This is a genomic window from Porphyromonas somerae, assembly GCF_022845615.1.
Taxonomy (GTDB): domain Bacteria; phylum Bacteroidota; class Bacteroidia; order Bacteroidales; family Porphyromonadaceae; genus Porphyromonas_A; species Porphyromonas_A somerae.
The window spans coordinates 1,366,976-1,385,721 of record NZ_AP025559.1 but is presented as its reverse complement, the minus strand read 5'-3'; the positions used below and the strand labels follow the sequence as shown (position 1 = coordinate 1,385,721).

Here is an 18,746-nt window from a genome sequence, read left to right as displayed (position 1 = left end):
GTATGAAAGCATTGATGTTTGGGTGGGAGTTTCCACCTCATATCTTAGGAGGACTTGGTACGGCAAGCTATGGCCTTACCAAGGGACTGTGTAAGCAACAGGATATGGAGGTAACTTTTGTTATCCCTAAACCTTGGGGTGATGAGGATAAGTCGTTTATGAAGATTATAGGGGCTTCTCAAGTGCCTATTGTCTATCGTGATGTGAATTACGACTATGTCAAGGATCGCATCGGAAATGTGATGGATCCGGAAGAGTATTATCGGCTGAGAGACCACATTTACGCCGACTTCTCCTATATGCTAACTAATGACTTAGGCTGTATTGAGTTTTCCGGGAAGTATCCCGATAACCTTTTTGAGGAGATCAATAACTACTCTATTGTTGCTGGGGTGATTGCTCGGACTGAAAGCTTCGATATTATTCACGCTCATGATTGGCTAACTTACTCTGCTGGTATTCATGCCAAGCAGGTATCAGGAAAGCCACTAGTGGTACATGTGCATGCAACGGACTTTGATAGGAGTAGGGGCAATGTCAATCCTCAAGTTTATAGTACGGAGAAAAATGGCTTTGACCATGCTGATCATATTATGTGTGTGAGTGAAGCGACTCGACGCACAGTGATTGAGAAATACCATCAGAACCCTAATAAGGTGACTGCGGTGCATAATGCGGTTACTCCTCTTGATCCCGAGATATTGGCGATCCCTGATAAACGTGGAGTAAAGGATAAGGTGATTACCTTCCTCGGTCGTATCACTATGCAGAAGGGGCCTGAGTTTTTTGTGGAGGCTGCTTGTAAGGTACTTCAGCACACGAAGAATGTACGCTTTATAATGGCTGGAAGTGGGGATATGATGGATCAGATGATACGTTTGGTGGCCAAGCGTGGTATCAGTGACCGTTTTCACTTCACTGGATTTATGAAGGGTAAGGAGGTATATGAAATCTATAAGGCGAGTGATGTCTATGTGATGCCTTCTGTATCGGAGCCCTTTGGAATCTCTCCATTGGAGGCGATGCAGTGTGGTGTGCCAAGTATCATTAGCAAGCAGTCGGGGTGTGCTGAAATCCTCGACTATGCTGTAAAGGTAGATTACTGGGATGTGGATGCTTTGGCAGATGCTATGTATGCCTTAGTATCGTACCCCGCAATGCATCACTTCCTATCCGAGGAGGGGCTGAAGGAGGTGAATAGTATCAAGTGGGAAGATGTAGGAATAAAGATTCGTGCGATCTATGATCAGCTATTGTCATAGAGGATTGACGAAGGAATAAGGAAAAAGACTCATTATGAAGAAAAAGGTTTGTTTTGTCTTTCAATTGCATCAGCCATTTAGGCTAAAGCGCTATCGTTTCTTTGACATTGGTAATGATCATTACTACTTTGATGATTTCCAAAACGAGGAGATCTTTACGAAGTGTGCTAGGGAGTCCTATCTCCCAGCTTTGAAGTTGTTCCTTGACTTAGTGAGGGAAACGAAAGGGGAGTACCGCTTTGCTTTAGCTATTTCAGGCGTGGTATTAGAGCAGATTGAGCTCTATGCACCAGAGCTGATCGATGTGCTTGTGGAGTTGGTTGGTACGGGAAGTGTGGAACTTCTTGGCGAGACTTATGCCCATAGTATTGCGTCACTTTATGAGGAGAAGGCGGAGTTTAAGACACAGGTGAAAGCTCATGCCAATAAGCTCAATAGTATGTTTGGAGTGAAGCCGAAGGTATTTAGAAATAGTGACCTCATATTTGATGATAGCATCGCTATTTCTCTCAAGGAGTTAGGCTTCAAAGGGGTGATTACTGAGGGTGCGAAGCATGTATTAGGTTGGAAGAGTCCCAATCATCTCTATGCTAGTAGCCTTGAGCCACACCTTAAGCTACAGCTTCGCAATGCTCGTTTTACCGATGATATCGCTAAAAACTTCAACCGTTATGATTGGAGTGAGTTTCCACTAACGGCAGATAAGTATGCTAAGTGGCTTTCTGAAACTCCTGAGGATGACCAGCTAATCACTATTGATATGAGTTTGGATGTCCTTGGTGTAGGGCAGCCTGCACAGACGGGTATCTTTGACTTCTTCAGAGCACTTCCTAAGTATATTGTTAAGGCTGGAATGGAGTTTACTACTCCATCAGCAGCTATGGAGCAGCTCAATTCAAAGGATCTTCTTGATATACCAGAGCCAATTTCCTGGTCAGAAGAGGAGAAGAATACGCTTAGCTGGTTGGGCAATGACCTACAAAAGGAGGCGTTTAGCAAACTAGAGAAGTGGGCAGAGCGCACTCGCTTGTCACGCGATCGCCGACTGATACAAGATTGGCACTACCTCCAAAGCTCTGACCACTTCCTTTATATGTCTACTCAAAATGAAGATGCTTGGAGGTATACTCCCTATGAGAGTGCCTATAGTGCATTTAGTAACTATATGAATGTCCTTAGTGACTTCTTGCTACGTGTGGAGGCCGAGTATCCTAGTAGTATTGAAAATGAGGAACTCAATGCCTTGCTGACAACAATTCAAAATCAGGGAGACGAAATCCAGAAGTTACAAGAGGAGATTAAGGAATTAAAGGAGCAAAAGAAGAGAAAATAGTATAGAGGTAATTTATGTCCTTTTGAATATTGGTTACCTATATCAAATACAGTAAATAACCATACAAAACACTATCAACATGAAACAAATTGACTGGTCAAATCTAGGGTTTGGATATTTTCCAACTGACTACAACGTTCGCTGCTACTACAGAGATGGTAAGTGGGGTGAGCTAGAGGTTTCTTCTGAAACTACTATTAATATTCACATGGCAGCTACTTGTCTTCACTATGGACAAGAGGCTTTTGAGGGAATGAAAGCCTTCAGAGGCAAAGACGGTAAGGTGCGCCTATTCCGTGCTGAGGAAAATGCCAAGCGTATGCGTCGCTCTTGTGAGGGAATTATGATGGCACCTATGCCAGAGGAGCTTTTCCTACAAGCTATTGACCTTGTTGTAAAGAAGAATATCGACTATGTACCTACTTACGAGAGTGGTGCTAGCCTTTATATTCGTCCGATTATCATCGGTCTTGGTGAGCAGGTGGGTGTGAAGCCAGCTAATGAGTATCTATTCCTAGTATTTGTATCTCCAGTAGGTCCATATTTCAAAGAAGGTTTCAAGCCTACAGCTATGGCCATTATGCGTGGTTATGACCGTGCTGCACCTCTTGGTACAGGTACCTTCAAGGTGGGTGGTAACTATGCAGCAAGTCTTAAGAGCGGTATGATCGCTCACGAGAAGGGCTACTCTGCAGTGATTTACCTAGATGCGAAGGAGAAGAAATATATCGATGAGTGCGGTCCTGCCAACTTCTTTGGCATCAAGGGCAATAGCTATATCACTCCAGAGAGCACCTCAATCCTACCTTCTATCACCAATATGAGTTTGACTCAGATCGCTAAAGATCTCGGTATGACCGTTGAGCGGCGTCATGTACCTGAGGAGGAGCTCGCTGAGTTTGAGGAGGCTGGTGCTTGCGGTACTGCAGCGGTAATCTCTCCAATCTCTCATATTGACGACCTTGATACTGGTAAGGTCTATACCTATTCTACCAATGGCGAGGCTGGGCCTAAGAGTACCAAGCTCTATAATACCCTAAGAGCTATCCAGTATGGCGACATTGAGGATAAGCATGGTTGGGTTACTTTCGTAGAGTAAACCCCCTACATACATAAAATATGGCGGCTACCCAATCCGGTAGTCGCCATATCTTTTGCCCTTAGCCCAATATTCCAACTCAAGTGGAATAATTTAGGTAGTTTTGCGTAAGGAAATATATAAATGATGAGTATGCGAAGATTATCTTGGTATGTAGTTGGTGTGGTACTCCTATTTACTGTGGGAGCGAGTGCACAGGAGCGATTAATTGATTATGTACGTCCATTTGTGGGGACGACCAACTTTGGGACGACCAATCCGGGTGCTGTGGTGCCTCATGGTATGATGAGTGTGGTGCCTTTCAACGTGATGGGAAGTGATCAAAATAGATACGATAAAGACTCTAGATGGTGGAGTACTCCTTACGAATATACCAATTCTTATTTCACAGGTTTCAGCCATGTTAATCTCAGCGGGGTAGGGTGTCCAGAGCTTGGTTCGCTGCTGGTGATGCCTACCACGGGGAAGCTCTCTGTGGATTATAGAGAATATGGAAGTGCCTACAAAGATGAAGTGGCCTCTCCAGGATATTATAGCAATCACCTTACCAAGTACGATATCAAAACTGAAGCAACGGCTACGGTAAGAGGTGGCGTGACCCGCTTTACCTTTCCTAAAGGGCAAAGCCACATCCTCCTCAATCTAGGCGAGGGGCTTACTAATGAGTCTGGAGCGATGCTTAGGCGCGTGAGTGATGTAGAGGTTGAAGGGGTAAAGCTACTAGGTACTTTCTGCTACAATCCTCAGGCAGTCTTTCCGATTTACTTTGTGATGAGATTGAGCAAAACCCCTAGCCAACAAGGGTATTGGAAGTTGCAACGCCCAATGAAAGGTGTAGAGGCAGAATGGGATCCAGATCAAGGTAAATATAAGCTATATACCAAGTATACTAAGGAGTTGGCTGGTGATGATGTAGGTGCATACTTTACCTTTGATACCGAAGCCGATGAAACGATAGAAGTCCAGATGGGCGTGTCATTTGTAAGCATTGAGAATGCGAGGGAAAATCTACGGCAAGAGGTGGCGGGGAAGAGCTTTGATGAAGTGCGTACTGAAGCAGAGAACCTTTGGGAGAAAGACCTTAGCCGTATCAGAGTAGAAGGGGGAACCTTAGAGCAGAAGCAGATATTCTATACCGCACTCTACCATATACTTCTTCACCCTAATATCCTACAAGATGTCAATGGAGACTACCCTCAGATGGAGGGCGGAGCGATCCTCAATACTGGAGGAGGAAATAGATATACCGTATTCTCTCTATGGGATACGTATCGCAATGTGCACCAATTCCTCACATTGGTATATCCCGAGCGGCAGATGGATATGCTGAAGAGCATGCTGGGAATGTATCAAGAGCACGGTTGGTTCCCTAAGTGGGAGCTTTATGGACGCGAGACACTTACGATGGAGGGTGACCCTGCTATTCCTGTATTTGTAGATAGTTACCTCAAAGGGCTTCGGGATTTTGATATTCAAACAGTCTACAAAGCGATGTATAAGTCCGCGACTACCAACGGTAGTGAGAACTTACTCAGACCAGATAACGACGACTATTTATCGCTAGGATATGTGCCATTAAGAGGGGAGTTTGATAATTCGGTATCTCATGCCTTGGAGTATTACGTCGCAGATAATGCCCTCTCTATTTTGGCTCAGGAGTTAGGGTACAAGGCAGATGCTCGTAGATTTAGACATCAAAGTCTAGGCTATAAGCACTATTATAGTCCTGAATTCAAGACCTTCCGCCCTAAACTACCTGATGGTACCTTCCTCACTCCGTTCAATCCAAAACTTGGCGAAAACTTTGAACCCAACCCAGGATTCCATGAAGGAAGTGCCTACAATTATACTTTCTTTGTTCCTCATGATATCAAAGGCCTAACTAGGTTAATGGGTGGAAAGCGTGCCTTTATCAATAACTTACAGGCGATATTTGATGAAGGTCACTACGACCCAACCAATGAGCCAAACATTGCGTATCCTTACCTCTTTAGCTACTTTAGAGGCGAGGAGTGGCGGACTCAAAAGCTGGTGACAGAGCTACTTGAAAAGCACTTCACTACTCAGCCAGATGGTCTTCCTGGAAATGATGATACCGGTACGATGAGTTGTTGGGCTCTGATGAGTATGATGGGATTGTACCCCGATTGCCCTGGCGTGCCAGAGTACACCCTCACTGCCCCAGTATTTGATAAGGTGGTGATTACCTTAGACCCCAAGTACTTTGGAAAAAGCGAACTGGTGATTGAGGGTGCTCCTTCCCACAAAGGGCAGTACATCAAGTCTATTAAGTTGGGTGGGCGGAAGCTCAAGTCGCACCGCATTACACACCAAGCACTGATAGAGGGCGGACATATCAAGTTTGAGTATTAAGTATTTCTACCTATGGAATTAGAGCGTACTCTTGCCGAGAAGTTCCTATTTTCGGAGAGCGGGAAATACCGGCCTGCAGTGCGAATATCGTCCATAGGTATCTCATTGGGTGTTTCGTTGATATTGCTGTCTCTTTTCGTAGTACGAGGTTTCAAACAAGAGATAGAGAAGAAGCTCAATAACTTTGTCGGCACTATTCGGATCTCCAATCCCGATAATAATTATGATGCCTACGCCCTGCCCCTCACTATTAGTGAGGACCTACTTACCGAGATAGAGAGAACTAGTCAGAGCACCTTTCCTGAGGCTAGGGTAGAGGCCTTTATTGACCAGATGGCCTTGGTAAAAGTAGACTCCTCATTCCGCGCTGTGATGATGCATGGGCTGAGCGAAGGGTACAACCAAGCGTTTTACGAAGAGTACCTTGTGGCGGGAAGGCTCCCAGACTTGCACAAGCAAGGGGAGTTGCTACTTTCCAATAAAGTGGCACAGTTTTTAGGACTTAATGTGGGCGATGATTTCCTTGCTTACTACAGCAATGGCGACCGCACCAAAGTACGAAAGTATCATATTGTAGGGCTTATTGAGACCGGTTTCGATACCTTTGATCATTCCCTGGCACTCACCTCCCTTTCCGACCTACAGAGGGTCAATGACTGGAGCGAGCATCAGGTTGGGGGGCTTACCGTTACTCTAAAATCAAGGAGTGGGGCAAGCCAACTCTACGACCTTCTTTTTGACTTACTTGCCGACCGTAGTGAGAAATATGGAGAGCGGTATGCCATGTTTACCGTAGAGGAGCTGAACTACAACTATTTTGGCTGGCTCAACCTTTTGGATGCCAATGTGCTACTCATCCTTATCCTAATGATTGCAGTGGCTGCCATGACCATTGTCACTGGAGTTGTGGTGCTGATCCTCGAAAGAGTCAGAGCCATTGCCACCCTCAAAGCATTGGGCCAGCGTAAACGCTCACTACAGCGGATATTTTGGATTATGGCGAGCCATATCCTCCTTAGGGGAATATTGTACGCCAATGCGATTGCCTTGGCACTCGCCTTCCTACAGAAGCACTTTAGAGTGATTTCCCTTGATTCTAGCCAGTACTACATGAGCTACGTCCCCATCAGTATTGATTGGTGGGTACTTCTCGTAACCAATTTGGCGGTATTTATCGTTGTCTTTCTTTTCGTGCTTCTTCCCACCCGTATCATCGGTGGCATCAACCCTTCCCGCACCCTCCGCTTCGATTAGAAGAGACTTTGCACGAAGGCGAACTGCTGCATTGCTATCGGAATTCGAGCTCGGTCACGTACGTGAGTACGCTCCCTTCGGCCCTGGTGGGGCCTTGGTGCCCTACGTGCACCTTGCCCTCATCCTCAATGCCTTGCATTTCATCCTTCGTGCAAAGTCTTGACACATTTGTCTGCAAATGTGTGAGAATGGCACTTCGTGCAACATTCTCTAGAAAGGGTAGCCGATAGCTAGGTGAAATACTGTTGGGAAGCCATTTTCGAAGGTGTTGAAATACTTTTCCGCTCTTCTAGTGGGCTTATGAAGGCCTATTCCGATATCCAGACGCAATACCAAGAAATCAAGGTCATACCTCACTCCTAGTCCCGTTCCCAGTGCGATATCGTTTAGGAAATACTCTTTGGTCAGCTGTCCATTAGGTCTATTTGCATCCTCCCTCATCAGCCAAATATTACCGGCATCAATAAAAGTCGCCAGTTCAATCGCCCCAAAAACCTTGTACCGTATCTCTAGGTTCGTCTCAAAACGAATATCCCCCGTGCGATCCATAAAACTCAGCGGATCCTCCATCGCTGGATTATATCCTCCTGGTCCTAGCGTACGCACATTAAATCCTCTGATACTATTAGCTCCACCCGCATAAAACTGCTCAGAGTAGGGCGCCACCGTCATATTTCCATAGCTGTAGACCGCACCAGCATAAGCTCGACTAGCCAATTGGAGTTTTGGACTAAACTTGTAGTTGTATCGTAGCTCCAGCGTCCCCTTCACAAATTGCGCAAAAGGGGCACCCAGAAACTTATAAGGTTCCGTGCCCTCTCGCTTCTTCCCCTTATAGAAAAGCGAAAGCACATTTCCCGCCTCAGCAATATAAGTCTGGATGCTAAATCCATGCCTTCCCTTCAATTCATAACCAAAGAGATAATTAGCCTGCGGAATAAATTGATTCCTAAAAGAGAGCCCAATGATCGGATTCTTTGCGATCACCTCCTCAAAACGGTCCGTCTTAGAGAGTAGGTGATTGTAACTCAGGCTTAGGGGCGTGATAGAATGCCGCATATTGGCATTCGGTTCGAGACGATATGTGAGGTCAGCTCCAAATTGTGCCTGTTTGTAGAAGCGGGCACGGTTCAGAAACGTACCATTCAGTGAAATCAGCGTAGAAGCCGGAAACGAAAGCGGTTCGTGATTCAACACCGGCAGCAATAGCCTTGGAAAAGTGAGCGACGTCGTGACCCCTAGTTCATAGCTATTAATGTCCCAGCTTCTCCCCTTCGTATTGTGCTTCGTCTCCCATTCATAGCTCCCTCTCGCCGTCACCGTGAGCATTTCACCGCCCCTAAATATATTCTTCCTATTGACCGAAAAGTTGAGCCCCGGCCCCACCTGATTATTACTCTTAAACCTAAAAACCCCCTCCAGCTCCGTGCTATAAGGCTTATCCAGTTGCGAAGTAATAATAATATCAAGCGCATTATTAATGCTATCATTAGAAGAACGGTTAAAAGCCACATCGGTATAGGCAAAAGCATTCAGATCCGCCATAGAGCGGAGCGTCTTGATCTGGCTCTCCTGATTGTAGAGAGTCCCCGACTCAAATCCTATGCGTGGCAAGAGCGATGAAAACTTCACCGGCGACCTTTTATGGTACTTAAATAGCACCCCCTCCACCATCAAACTATCAGTGAGGGCACTATTCTGCCCATCCCGCACCTCATAGGTAATAGAGCCGATATGCCACGGACGGTATGCCTCGGGGAGCATCTTTTCCGAAAGCAACACCCTCAGCTGCACCTTTCTAGGCACCTGTACCGTATCCGCCTCATAGACGATATGATTGGGTTGAAAAAAGTAATACCCCCGATCCCTTAGAAAGTTGCTGATCCTAGTCCGCTCATTCTCCAAAGCCAACACCCCAAAAGGTTCCCCACGGTGTAGAAAACCCCGTTTTGAATGTACCAGAGAATCCAGTTCTTGCAGAGGCAGAGCTTCCAATTGATAGTTGATACTATCCAGCACGTGCGGTGCTCCCATCGCAATGTGGTAGCTTGGCCTGGCACTAATTGAGTCCTTGCCCACGATCGTAACCTCAGGTGTTACTGAGCTGTGGAAATAGCCATACTCCCTCAGCACCTGCTCCGCCACAGTCGCCCTCAGCTCAGGGTTTACCTCCGAGAGGAGAATCGGCTTCTCCCCAAAAGTCTTATAGAGCCACCTCCCGAAGAAATTATTGGAGTGAGCATAGTACTTATCAAAGAAAAAAGGATATGAAAAGGGCAATCGATGCTTTGCCGACCCTAGCAAACTATTATTTGGCTTATAGTTAAGCACTCTCTCCAGCTCGTTGCGTGCCAATTTACTATTGTCCGAAAAGCCCGTCCCCTTATCGGCATACTCAATTTTCCCCACGCCAGCATAAAACTGCTCCCCCTCGGGGATATACTTAGCTACCGAGCAGCCCCCCAGCAGTAGCAGAGAGAGCCAAAGCCCACACCATTTATTTATTCCCTTCATCCTCTTTATCATTTGTCGTCACCTCCTCCCTTCTTGGCAAAGCTTTTATCTCCCATATAGCTCTGGGCGTAGGGGCATTAGATTTCAGTGGGTTGGAGAACTTAAATAGCTCATTCAGCTTATTCATCTTCCTCCGGATCACATAGCCAATTCCCGTCTCAATCACCTCACCATCCAGGAGATTTTCATAGTTTTTATTGTGGAAAAGCCTCAGATAGTGCGTCCCCGCTTGATCCAGCTGATAGTCCAGCGACATATTATCTATAAACGTCTGCTGTAATCCCGTAGCCGCAGCACCCGTCACCATCTTACCGCCCACCTGCACGCTGATTCGGTTGTTAAAGAGGCGCTTAGTAATGCTGTACGAGTAGTTAGTCCCCACACCATACGCATTTGTACCGTCGGTAATACCTAGATTGATCTCCGCATCAAGAGCCTCCCCAGCGAGCGAATTAATCTGACTAGCCAGGAACGAAGTGAGTGCCCCATTCACATTAAATCCCTTGGTATTCGAAGAGCCCCCACCACCAAAGTAGTGCCCCGAAGCCAGAAGCATTATTGATTGCCTATTCTGCTCCTCAGGACTCAGGCGTGCCAGCATATTTCGGATCGTCAGGTCTTGCGGTGCCTCCATTTCAAATCGCAGTTTCAGGTTGTCCAGCCTATCCTCCGCGATCACATGCACGTCAAAGTCCACCTGTCTATCCGGCTCCCCTGCTAGCGATACATTACTGCGTATCCTAGCCGTCGCCTTCACATCAATGTCTGGCTCCATTAGTAGCCCATTCCACGTTACCTTACTCCCCTGCTGTACCTTAAACTTCCGCTTTAGTGGTGATACGTACAAGTGGATATCCCCCTCATGGATATTGTACGCCCCATTCAGCGTCATCGCCCCATACGGTGGGATAGAGAGATTAAAGTCACCACCCCCTTGGAGCGCCACCTTATTATTACCATCTGTAGTAAGAATGGCATTCACCTTAGCGGCAGGGTCTATGTGGAGCGCCAGTTTGATATCCATACCACCGAGAGAAAGGCTATCCACCGTGCTTTTTTGCTTCACAAAGAGCGTATCCGAAAAGTCGGTAAATGTCACCAACCCCTTGTACCCAGCCCTGCTCTGTAGCTCCCCTGTCTGCGACTGATAAGTGACATCCGTATCCCCCTTAATAGAGAGCGAACCCGAGAGCTTAAAGGCACTCAGAGGCCCCTTGATCCTTAGATCCGCATCGGTATTCACCTTGCCATAGAGGAGCGTCTCACTCGTTGCATCAGAATCCAGAAGCATCATATCCCTACCCACTATACGGAGGTCACTCTTCAGCCCATTTGCCACCGATACATATCCTTGAGTGGTGAGCCTGCCCGTATTAGCGCTGAGGGCATACTCTTCTAGCAAAATGCGCCCGTCTACCACTCGTATTGGTTTCGAATCCAGGTGATAAGTTTCATTGGCAAAAGGGGTATAGAGACTCGCCTCCTCAAAGGTGATCTGTCCACTCAGTGGCACCACCTTAGCACGCTCAATATTCTCTCCTAGAGCATAGTTGCTCACACTTCCGCTCATCCGCCCCTTCAGCTTAGCATACTTTGCTGGGAGAAAAGGATTACTCCTCTCCAGCGGTAGCTCCTTCACCGTTAGGTGGTACCTCAGAGCCTCCTTCGTCTCCTTCGATGAGCTCTTCGGCGCAAAGGCCTCAGCCCATAGCACCGACTGCCCCCCTAGAGCCACCTCACCAGATAGGTGGCTCCCCGACGTACCGTCCACCATATTACCCGAAGCCTCCACTTGGCCCACTTCCCTCTTTTGGTAAAAAAGATTCTCCGCCTTCAGCACACCCTTCATCTCACTGCCCCCCTTCGGTAGCTGTAGCCAATCCACCGTCGCATTCAGTCTGCCCGAGAGGTCAGGCACCCAAGGCACCGCACCTAGGTCGGCAAGGCGAAGGTCGCTGATCGTTGCCCTCAGCAAGTGACCCCGCTCATCCGGCAGGTTATGTATCTTGATCCAAGTCCCCTCCGCTGTCGCCAGCTCCAGCTGGGCAAGGATCTTGTTGCGATCCTCTTTAGGAAGCGTCACGAAGTCTTCCCCCACCACCTCAAATCTATTGTAGGCGAGCACCACTGGATCGGGGGTAAATCCTAGCGTCAGGTCACCATTCGGCCTGTTCATTAGCTCCAAACCCATCTGTACAAATGGCTCCTGTTTCGAATCCAGCCAATTGATATACGCCTCACTGCGGTGTACATTAGATGAGAGCGAGAGAATCATATCAAATGCCGGTTGATTGAGGAAGGGCTCCTTGTGTACCGTCCCCATAGCCGTAAAGAAAGCCGAGTCTTGCCGAAGCACCAAGTCGATATTATCGATTCTAAAGGTATCCGACTGAAAATGGCTCACCACTCCCAGTCCCGAGAGCCCCTCCCCTGCTACTGTCTGCAGATCCAGCGACACCGAGGTAGCCCCTATGCGGTGCTCATCAAGGTAGGCCCTCAAGAGGTTGTCCCGACCCATCTCAAATCGCAGCTCCATATCTGGGTAATAATGTATCCACGGCGCCATATTTACCTGCCCCACTGAGTCGGCGAGCGACTTCTGTGCTTCCTCCATCACCTTTTGTAGGCGAGTAGTAAAGTCATTCAGACCATTCTTAGCCGCAAAGTGGAGCGAGAGATCACCCGACGCCACCTCCGCCCCAAGATCCCTTTCTGAGGTGTGGAGCGTGAGATAAGTATTCTTCGGGTAGATCGTTCCCTTATCCGTCACCAGCACAAAGTTTTCGATCTCACCCTCCCATTGGTACCGCTGCTTCAGGTCGCTCATCACATTACTTCTCAGCTCCAGCTTACCCGCTTGCAGGATCGGCAGATCCACCCCAATCGCCGAGGGGACCACCGTATCCACCAGTATATTGATACTCCCCGAGAGACTATCCCGCCGCATCATGATATCCGATTGTGCCGCCAGCCGAAGCCCCTCACTATCAGTGCTGAGTGCCGCAAAGAGCTGATGATCCTTGAGCTGTGAGAGGAGCGTCATTTGTTGCAGACGATAGCCACGGTAGCTCACACTATCCACATCCACGTAGAGGATGCCCCTCGAGTGCTGGTCAAAGGGGTCAGTACCACGTCCCTCTAGATTAATCGTTGCCGAAAGGGGGCCGATCGTATCATTCGGCAAAAAAGGCTGTAGCGCTAGATCTCGTACCCTAAGGTCGGCAAAATATTCCTCCCGCCGTGGGTGGTAAAAGGCATGGAGAGTGAGGTCGCCTCCTCCCATATCCGCTGCCTGTCGTAGCTGTAGATCTGCCCCCATTTCCTCTGCTGAGTAGCGTGCCGACCCTCGTAGCTGTACCCCCTCTGGGATATCCCAGCTAGGCAACTTTCTTCCTTCTTTACCCTCCATTAGCATGAGCAACCACTCCCGTAGCTCAATACCCGTCTGTAGCTCCAGAGTAGCATCCACTTTCCGACCCTCTGTAAGTGGTTGCTTTGCCACCCCCTTCAGCGAGAGCTCCGCTACCTCCTCCCCCTTCAGCCGAAGAGCATAGGTGAGCTGATCCTCCATGGTCCCATTAGCCTCTAGTGACACCTCCAGTGGCTTAGAGACCCTTGCCAGACGGTCCCCCAAAAAGCGACCAACATCCTTTGGGGAAAGCACCCCCCCCAGTCGGAGATCTGCCACCCCCACACTATCCGGTAGCCAGCCCTTAAATGGTAGCGAAGCCGAGCCCTTCAATTGGGTATCCCCCACCGATAGCTCCAGCCCCTTCGCCACCAAGCGATCCCCTTCCTTTCGTAGCGAGAGCCGCCCCTCCTGCAGCACCACTCCATCGCCTACCGCATAGTGTAGATGCTCCAGATCACCCCGTAGCTCCTCTACACCGCCATACCATACCTCATGCCCCTTTAGCTCGGCATACCATGGTAGGGGCAAAGGCGAAGGCGACGCAAAAGCAGTGCTGTCACCTAATGCAGTCAATCCTGCCGCTAGATCCACCGCCGACGCACCATATCGACCGCTTCCAAGGTCCACCTGCACACCCCGGAGATCGCCCCTCGTGATGTAGCTATTAATCCGCATCGGAGTGAGCGAATCAAGGGGAAGGGGGAAGGGGGTGGGGAGGGTGTCTGAGATGGTAGGTGGGGAGAGAAGGGTGATATAGGCCGCCACATTGCGTAGCTCCCCACGAGAGAGCTCTACCAGTAAGTGAGAAGGATCTTTCTCCGGTTCCTTGACCGAATCCCCAGCCGTGATGATTGTAAGGTAAAGGTCGGTATCGTAAAGCCCCAGATTTCCCGCCTCTATTCGTTCCATTGAGAGGTCTAGATCAATGTGATCCAAAGCGAGCCGACCAATGGCCCCTGCTACTTGGATCGAATCATTACTGAGAGAAAAGCGAGCCCGTCCTCGTTCCAGTACCACCCCACCAATCGGCAGGCGCCCACCACGCAATAGAGGGAGCAATCGTACATCCGCGGTGAGCAAACCTACCGACCCCAGTTCATCCCCACTTGCGATCTCTGTAGCCCGAACCTCTTCCAGTCGCAGCTTCAGTGGAAAGGCTACCCCCACACGCTCCCACTCCAGCGCAATGCCAGCGCGCTCTGCTACCTCGGTCCGAACCAAACCCAAGAGCCACCCCTGCACCACAGGTAGGTAGAGGAGTGCCGTACCTAGTATGAGTATTGCAAACACCGTAGCTATACCGATGCCAAGCCACCGTAGCCCTCGCCGCCACCAGTTTCTATAGGCCTTAGGCGAAGGTTCCTCCCCGTCCGCTCCCTGTGGTTCATCACCGCCCTCGTTATTGGACAGAGTGGTCTCTGCCGAAGAGGCTTCGGTGCTGGTCGCTACAGTGGACAGCTGGGTGGATTGTGACTCCCTTTCCTCGGTTCGCTTCATCGTAGGTACGCTATCTATATAATGTGTATGTCTCGTATAAATTGAACTAATGGACACTCTCCTCTCCTCCCTATCGCCCATCGCTCACTCTGCAAATTTACTCATTATTATTCATACCTACCTACCACTCCGACCTATACTTATGGATTGTGCATTAGAGGTGTCAACTGCTTTGGCTTCTATTTATCGGAACCCGACTAGTACTGAACCTGTTTTCCCACCACAAGCCACTCAGTCTTCCAGAATTTTAAACTGCAGAACCAATGTGAAAAAACTGAAATGGGGTTTCAGAGACCTGCTTTTTAATCAATTGAAATTCAATGTCATACTAAATCGTTCGCTGAGATGCAACTAAGCAATCGGCGAGATGCAACTCGGCAAATGCTTAGTTGCAACTCGCCGATTGCTTAGTTGCATCTCGACTTTTACTCTACTAGTACAGAGGTTTTATAGAGATAGACTCCTATGTTTGTCACTATAGTTTTTCTTTTAGTGTGTATTGGCAGTGGTTACGCATTAGAAGGAGTCTTACCATGAATGACCTCCCCTCGGAGGTCCTTACTCATAGACACCCCGCTAAAAACCATACGGCGTGAACTTCCTAATGCGTAACCCCTGTGTGTATTGGTTTACTTTCACTGACTTTGGCTGATTATAGTTACCTTTGCGTGTTGAAATGTAAATTTAAGAGTGAAAGTAGCGAGATCTAGGAAGTTGGCAATGGAGCAAGAATTGAAATGGGAGGGTCGAGAGCGTGAGGAAGGTGAGATGGATCTGCTAGCCAAGACGCTGTATGGGTTGGAGGATGTATTGGCGGAGGAGCTTCGTGAGCTTGGGGCTAATGAGGTGGTGCCGGGGCGTAGGATGGTGGCCTTTAGGGGTGACCGACGGATGCTGTACCGGGCCAATATCCACCTTCGGACGGCGCTAAAGGTATTGGTGCCGGTGGCACAGTTTGAAGCTCATAGCCCCGATGAGGTGTATGAGTATCTGTATGAGCATATTGAGTGGGATCGTTATCTGACGCCACGGAGCACCTTCGCGATTGATACGGTGGTCTACTCGGAGCAGTTTACCCATAGTAAGTTTGTGGCGTATCGTGCCAAGGATGCGATTGCCGACTACTTTACCGATCGTGGTGGTCGTAGGCCGAATGTGTCGGTGGTGGATCCAGACCTGCTTTTTCATATCCATATTGCCGATAGTGTGGTGACGCTAGCCCTTGATTCGAGTGGGGAGAGCCTACACAAGCGTGGCTACAGGGTGGGTCAGAATGATGCCCCTCTGAGTGAAGTGTTGGCGGCAGGTATTTTGCTGAAGATCGGTTGGCACGGTCAGTGCAACTTTCTGGACCCGATGTGTGGCAGTGGTACCTTTATTACCGAAGCGGCCTTGATTGCGCTAGGCATTCCGCCTGGTATTTTCCGCCAGAGTTATGCCTTTGAGCGGTGGATGGACTTTGATGCCGACCTGCTGAGTGAGGTGCTGGAGGATTGGGAGGAGCAGCCTTTTGATCACAAGCTCTATGGTTCGGATATCCATCCGAAGGCGATTGCGATCACTCGTGCCAATGTGAAGAATACTGGTATTAGTAGGTATGTGGAGCTAGAGGTAAAGCCCTTTGAGGAGTATTCGGAGGAGAATAGACCTGGAGGTGAGGGGATTCTGGTGATGAACCCGCCTTATGGCGAGCGCCTGAAGCCGATGGATCTGGAGAAGCTATATAACTCTATCGGGAGTACGCTGAAGCATGTATTCTCGGGTTGGAAGGCTTGGATCATCAGTGGCAGTTTGGAGGAGGGCTTTAATGCAATCGGATTGAAGCACTTTCAGCGAGAAAAGCTCTACAATGGTATGATAGAGTGTGAGCTGAGAGGGTATGAGCTCTTTGAAGGAAAGCGTGATGAGCACCTGGAGGAGCTTCGTCAGCAGGGGCTACTCCCCTCACGTGAGGAGAGGGAAAAGTACTACCAACAGCGTGAAGCGATGAAGCAGGAGCAGCGAGCTTTTAGAATGAAAAATCGTAGGCAACGTGCTGGCAGTGGAGATAGAAACGAGCGTGAGGGTGGCTATGGTGAACGTGAGCGACGGACTGGTGGCGCACGTGATTTTGGTGACCGCAAGGTGGCTTCTAAGTCGAGACCTCGTAACCAATCACGCACCAGAAGCGAAGAAAGTGCATCTCCAGCTGGAGAAGTGCGTATGCGGAAACGAGAGAAGACCGCTAGAACTTTTGTTCCTCGACCAAATAGTGAGAGGAAGCCTGAAGGGGAGGGGTCAAGCAGTATCAACTAATCATTATTTATGACTTTTGAAGAACTAGGGCTTGCCAAGCCCCTACTGAAAGCGATCGAGAAGATGGGCTTTCAGACTCCTACGCCGATACAAGAGGCGGTGATCCCTTTGCTTCTAGGGGAGCTGAAGGATATTATGGCATTGGCTCAGACGGGGAGTGGCAAGACAGCTGCTTTTGGATTGCCTATTATTCAGAATATCACCAGTGACCTCAAACGTCCACAGGCCTTGATCATCGCCCCTACTCGTGAGCTCTGTATGCAGATCACGAGGGATATGGCTAGCTATGCTATCCATATGGACGACTTTAGTATCGTGGCGGTCTATGGTGGGGCATCTATTGAGGAGCAGATACAGCATATACGGAGGGGCACACAGGTGGTGGTAGCGACACCTGGACGGCTTTTGGACTTGATCCGTAGAGGGGCTATCGCACTCAATGAAATCAAAGATGTGGTGCTGGATGAGGCCGATGAGATGCTCAATATGGGCTTTATCGATGATATTGAGGAGATCCTCTCTTATATCCCTGAGGAGCGTCATCTGCTCCTTTTTTCTGCCACAATGCCTCAGGAGATCCGATCTATTGTGCGAAAGTTTATGCAAGAGCCCACTGAGGTTTCGGTAGGAAATAAACAGCGGATCAATCGTAACATTCAGCATATTTACTATGTAGTGAGTGCTAACGACCGCTATTTGGCGCTGAAGCGTATTGCCGACTATTACCCCAATATCTATGGCATTATATTCTGTAAAACGAGGCGTAGTACTCAAGAGGTGGCAGCGCAATTGATCGCTGATGGGTATAGTGCCGATGCTCTCCATGGAGAGCTAAGCCAAGCACAGAGAGATAATGTGATGGGACGCTTCCGGAATGGAACGATCCAGCTCCTTGTGGCAACCGATGTGGCAGCACGAGGGCTTGATGTGGATAATCTATCGCACGTGATCCACTTCGGTCTGCCTGCCGATGTGGAGAGCTACACGCACAGAAGTGGTCGCACCGCGAGAGCGGGAAAGAAGGGAATTTCGATCGCTATTTGCCATGCCAGGGAGCGAGGGCAGATTAGGCGAATCGAAAAGGAGAGTGGTATCACTATCGAGCGTGCAATGCTCCCAACGGCCGAGATGATCTGTGAGAAACAACTATTGCAGCTGGTGCATCGTATGGAGCATACGGTGCCTGACCTGGATGCGATTGCCCCTTATATGGATAGTGTGGTGAATAGGCTCTCCTGGCTAGATAGCGACGAATTGATACAACGGCTTATTTATCTAGAGATTCAGCGAATGCTGGATTACTACAAGAATGCAGCCGTGGTGGAGGAGATCCCTGAGGCGGAGAAGAAAAGCTCCAAAAAACGAAAGGCTTCCCGCGAAGAGGAGGAGAGAACCTCGGAGGGGATGGATTTACTTCAAATCAATGTGGGAAAGCGAAATAAACTCTATCCCAATAAACTGATTGAGATGATTGAGTATTGCACGGGTAGAAAGGTGCCAGTGGGGAAGATTACTATTTTTGACAGAAATGCCACTTTTGAGGTGGCTCGTGGTGAGTCGGAAGAGGTGCAGGAGGCTTTGAATGTTTTTCAGTACCATAAACAGCCTCTTCGGGTCACTCGGCATAAGCGTAAAAGACGGTAATATTTTCTCAAAAGGGTAGGTGGGTAAGATAGAATTTGGTAAGTTTGTGGGAATTAGTGTGCT

The 18,746-nt window shown here is 48.7% G+C and carries 9 protein-coding genes; 7 read left to right on the top strand and 2 right to left on the bottom strand.

Features of this window, described 5'->3' with window-relative positions:
* Nucleotides 1–2: 2 nt before the first annotated feature.
* From MWL85_RS06055 to MWL85_RS06035, 5 genes are all read left to right on the top strand, one after another.
* Complete coding sequence (locus MWL85_RS06055) at nucleotides 3–1,262, top strand: glycosyltransferase family 4 protein (RefSeq protein WP_244401860.1); 1,260 nt, start codon at nucleotides 3–5, stop codon at nucleotides 1,260–1,262.
* Between the two features lie 34 nt (nucleotides 1,263–1,296).
* Entirely contained in the window at nucleotides 1,297–2,595 is a 1,299-nt protein-coding gene (locus MWL85_RS06050) for a glycoside hydrolase family 57 protein (RefSeq protein WP_244400065.1), read from the top strand.
* Nucleotides 2,596–2,674: 79 nt separating this feature from the next.
* Nucleotides 2,675–3,694 (top strand): branched-chain amino acid aminotransferase, encoded by a 1,020-nt coding sequence (locus MWL85_RS06045; RefSeq protein ID WP_244400064.1) that lies wholly within the window; start codon nucleotides 2,675–2,677, stop codon nucleotides 3,692–3,694.
* A gap of 132 nt (nucleotides 3,695–3,826) precedes the next feature.
* The gene (locus MWL85_RS06040; protein ID WP_244400063.1) at nucleotides 3,827–6,067 is read left to right on the top strand and encodes a GH92 family glycosyl hydrolase; all 2,241 of its coding nucleotides are present in this window, start codon (nucleotides 3,827–3,829) and stop codon (nucleotides 6,065–6,067) included.
* Nucleotides 6,068–6,079: 12 nt separating this feature from the next.
* A complete protein-coding gene (locus MWL85_RS06035) occupies nucleotides 6,080–7,321 on the top strand; it encodes an ABC transporter permease (RefSeq protein WP_244400062.1) in 1,242 nt (413 codons plus the stop codon).
* 210 nt (nucleotides 7,322–7,531) lie between these two features.
* Here the strand turns inward: MWL85_RS06035 and tamL are convergent, their stop codons facing one another.
* Together tamL and MWL85_RS06025 are read right to left on the bottom strand one after the other, a co-directional pair.
* Nucleotides 7,532–9,835 carry a translocation and assembly module lipoprotein TamL gene (gene tamL, locus MWL85_RS06030; protein WP_244400061.1) on the bottom strand — a complete coding sequence of 768 codons (2,304 nt, stop codon included), beginning with the start codon at nucleotides 9,833–9,835 and terminating at the stop codon, nucleotides 7,532–7,534.
* Nucleotides 9,819–14,744 (bottom strand): translocation/assembly module TamB domain-containing protein, encoded by a 4,926-nt coding sequence (locus tag MWL85_RS06025; protein WP_244400060.1) that lies wholly within the window; start codon nucleotides 14,742–14,744, stop codon nucleotides 9,819–9,821. Before MWL85_RS06025 ends, tamL begins: the two co-directional genes overlap by 17 nt.
* 690 nt (nucleotides 14,745–15,434) lie before the next feature.
* Here MWL85_RS06025 and MWL85_RS06020 point away from each other — a divergent pair.
* Both MWL85_RS06020 and MWL85_RS06015 read left to right on the top strand, forming a co-directional pair.
* Nucleotides 15,435–17,039: a THUMP domain-containing class I SAM-dependent RNA methyltransferase gene (locus MWL85_RS06020; protein WP_244400059.1), complete on the top strand. Its 1,605-nt coding sequence runs from the start codon at nucleotides 15,435–15,437 to the stop codon at nucleotides 17,037–17,039.
* 9 nt (nucleotides 17,040–17,048) lie between these two features.
* Nucleotides 17,049–18,683, top strand: coding sequence for a DEAD/DEAH box helicase (locus MWL85_RS06015; protein WP_244400058.1), 1,635 nt, complete (start codon nucleotides 17,049–17,051; stop codon nucleotides 18,681–18,683).
* The last annotated feature ends 63 nt before the right edge of the window (nucleotides 18,684–18,746 follow it).

What these genes read in the sequence shown, in the direction of transcription:
- MWL85_RS06035 (WP_244400062.1), top strand. Translation starts at nt 6,080, where the DNA reads ATGGAATTAGAGCGTACTCTTGCCGAGAAGTTCCTATTTTCGGAGAGC.
- MWL85_RS06050 (WP_244400065.1), top strand. Translation starts at nt 1,297, where the DNA reads ATGAAGAAAAAGGTTTGTTTTGTCTTTCAATTGCATCAGCCATTTAGG.
- MWL85_RS06055 (WP_244401860.1), top strand. Translation starts at nt 3, where the DNA reads ATGAAAGCATTGATGTTTGGGTGGGAGTTTCCACCTCATATCTTAGGA.
- MWL85_RS06025 (WP_244400060.1), bottom strand. Translation starts at nt 14,744, where the DNA reads ATGAAGCGAACCGAGGAAAGGGAGTCACAATCCACCCAGCTGTCCACT.
- MWL85_RS06040 (WP_244400063.1), top strand. Translation starts at nt 3,827, where the DNA reads ATGCGAAGATTATCTTGGTATGTAGTTGGTGTGGTACTCCTATTTACT.
- MWL85_RS06045 (WP_244400064.1), top strand. Translation starts at nt 2,675, where the DNA reads ATGAAACAAATTGACTGGTCAAATCTAGGGTTTGGATATTTTCCAACT.
- MWL85_RS06015 (WP_244400058.1), top strand. Translation starts at nt 17,049, where the DNA reads ATGACTTTTGAAGAACTAGGGCTTGCCAAGCCCCTACTGAAAGCGATC.
- tamL (WP_244400061.1), bottom strand. Translation starts at nt 9,835, where the DNA reads ATGAAGGGAATAAATAAATGGTGTGGGCTTTGGCTCTCTCTGCTACTG.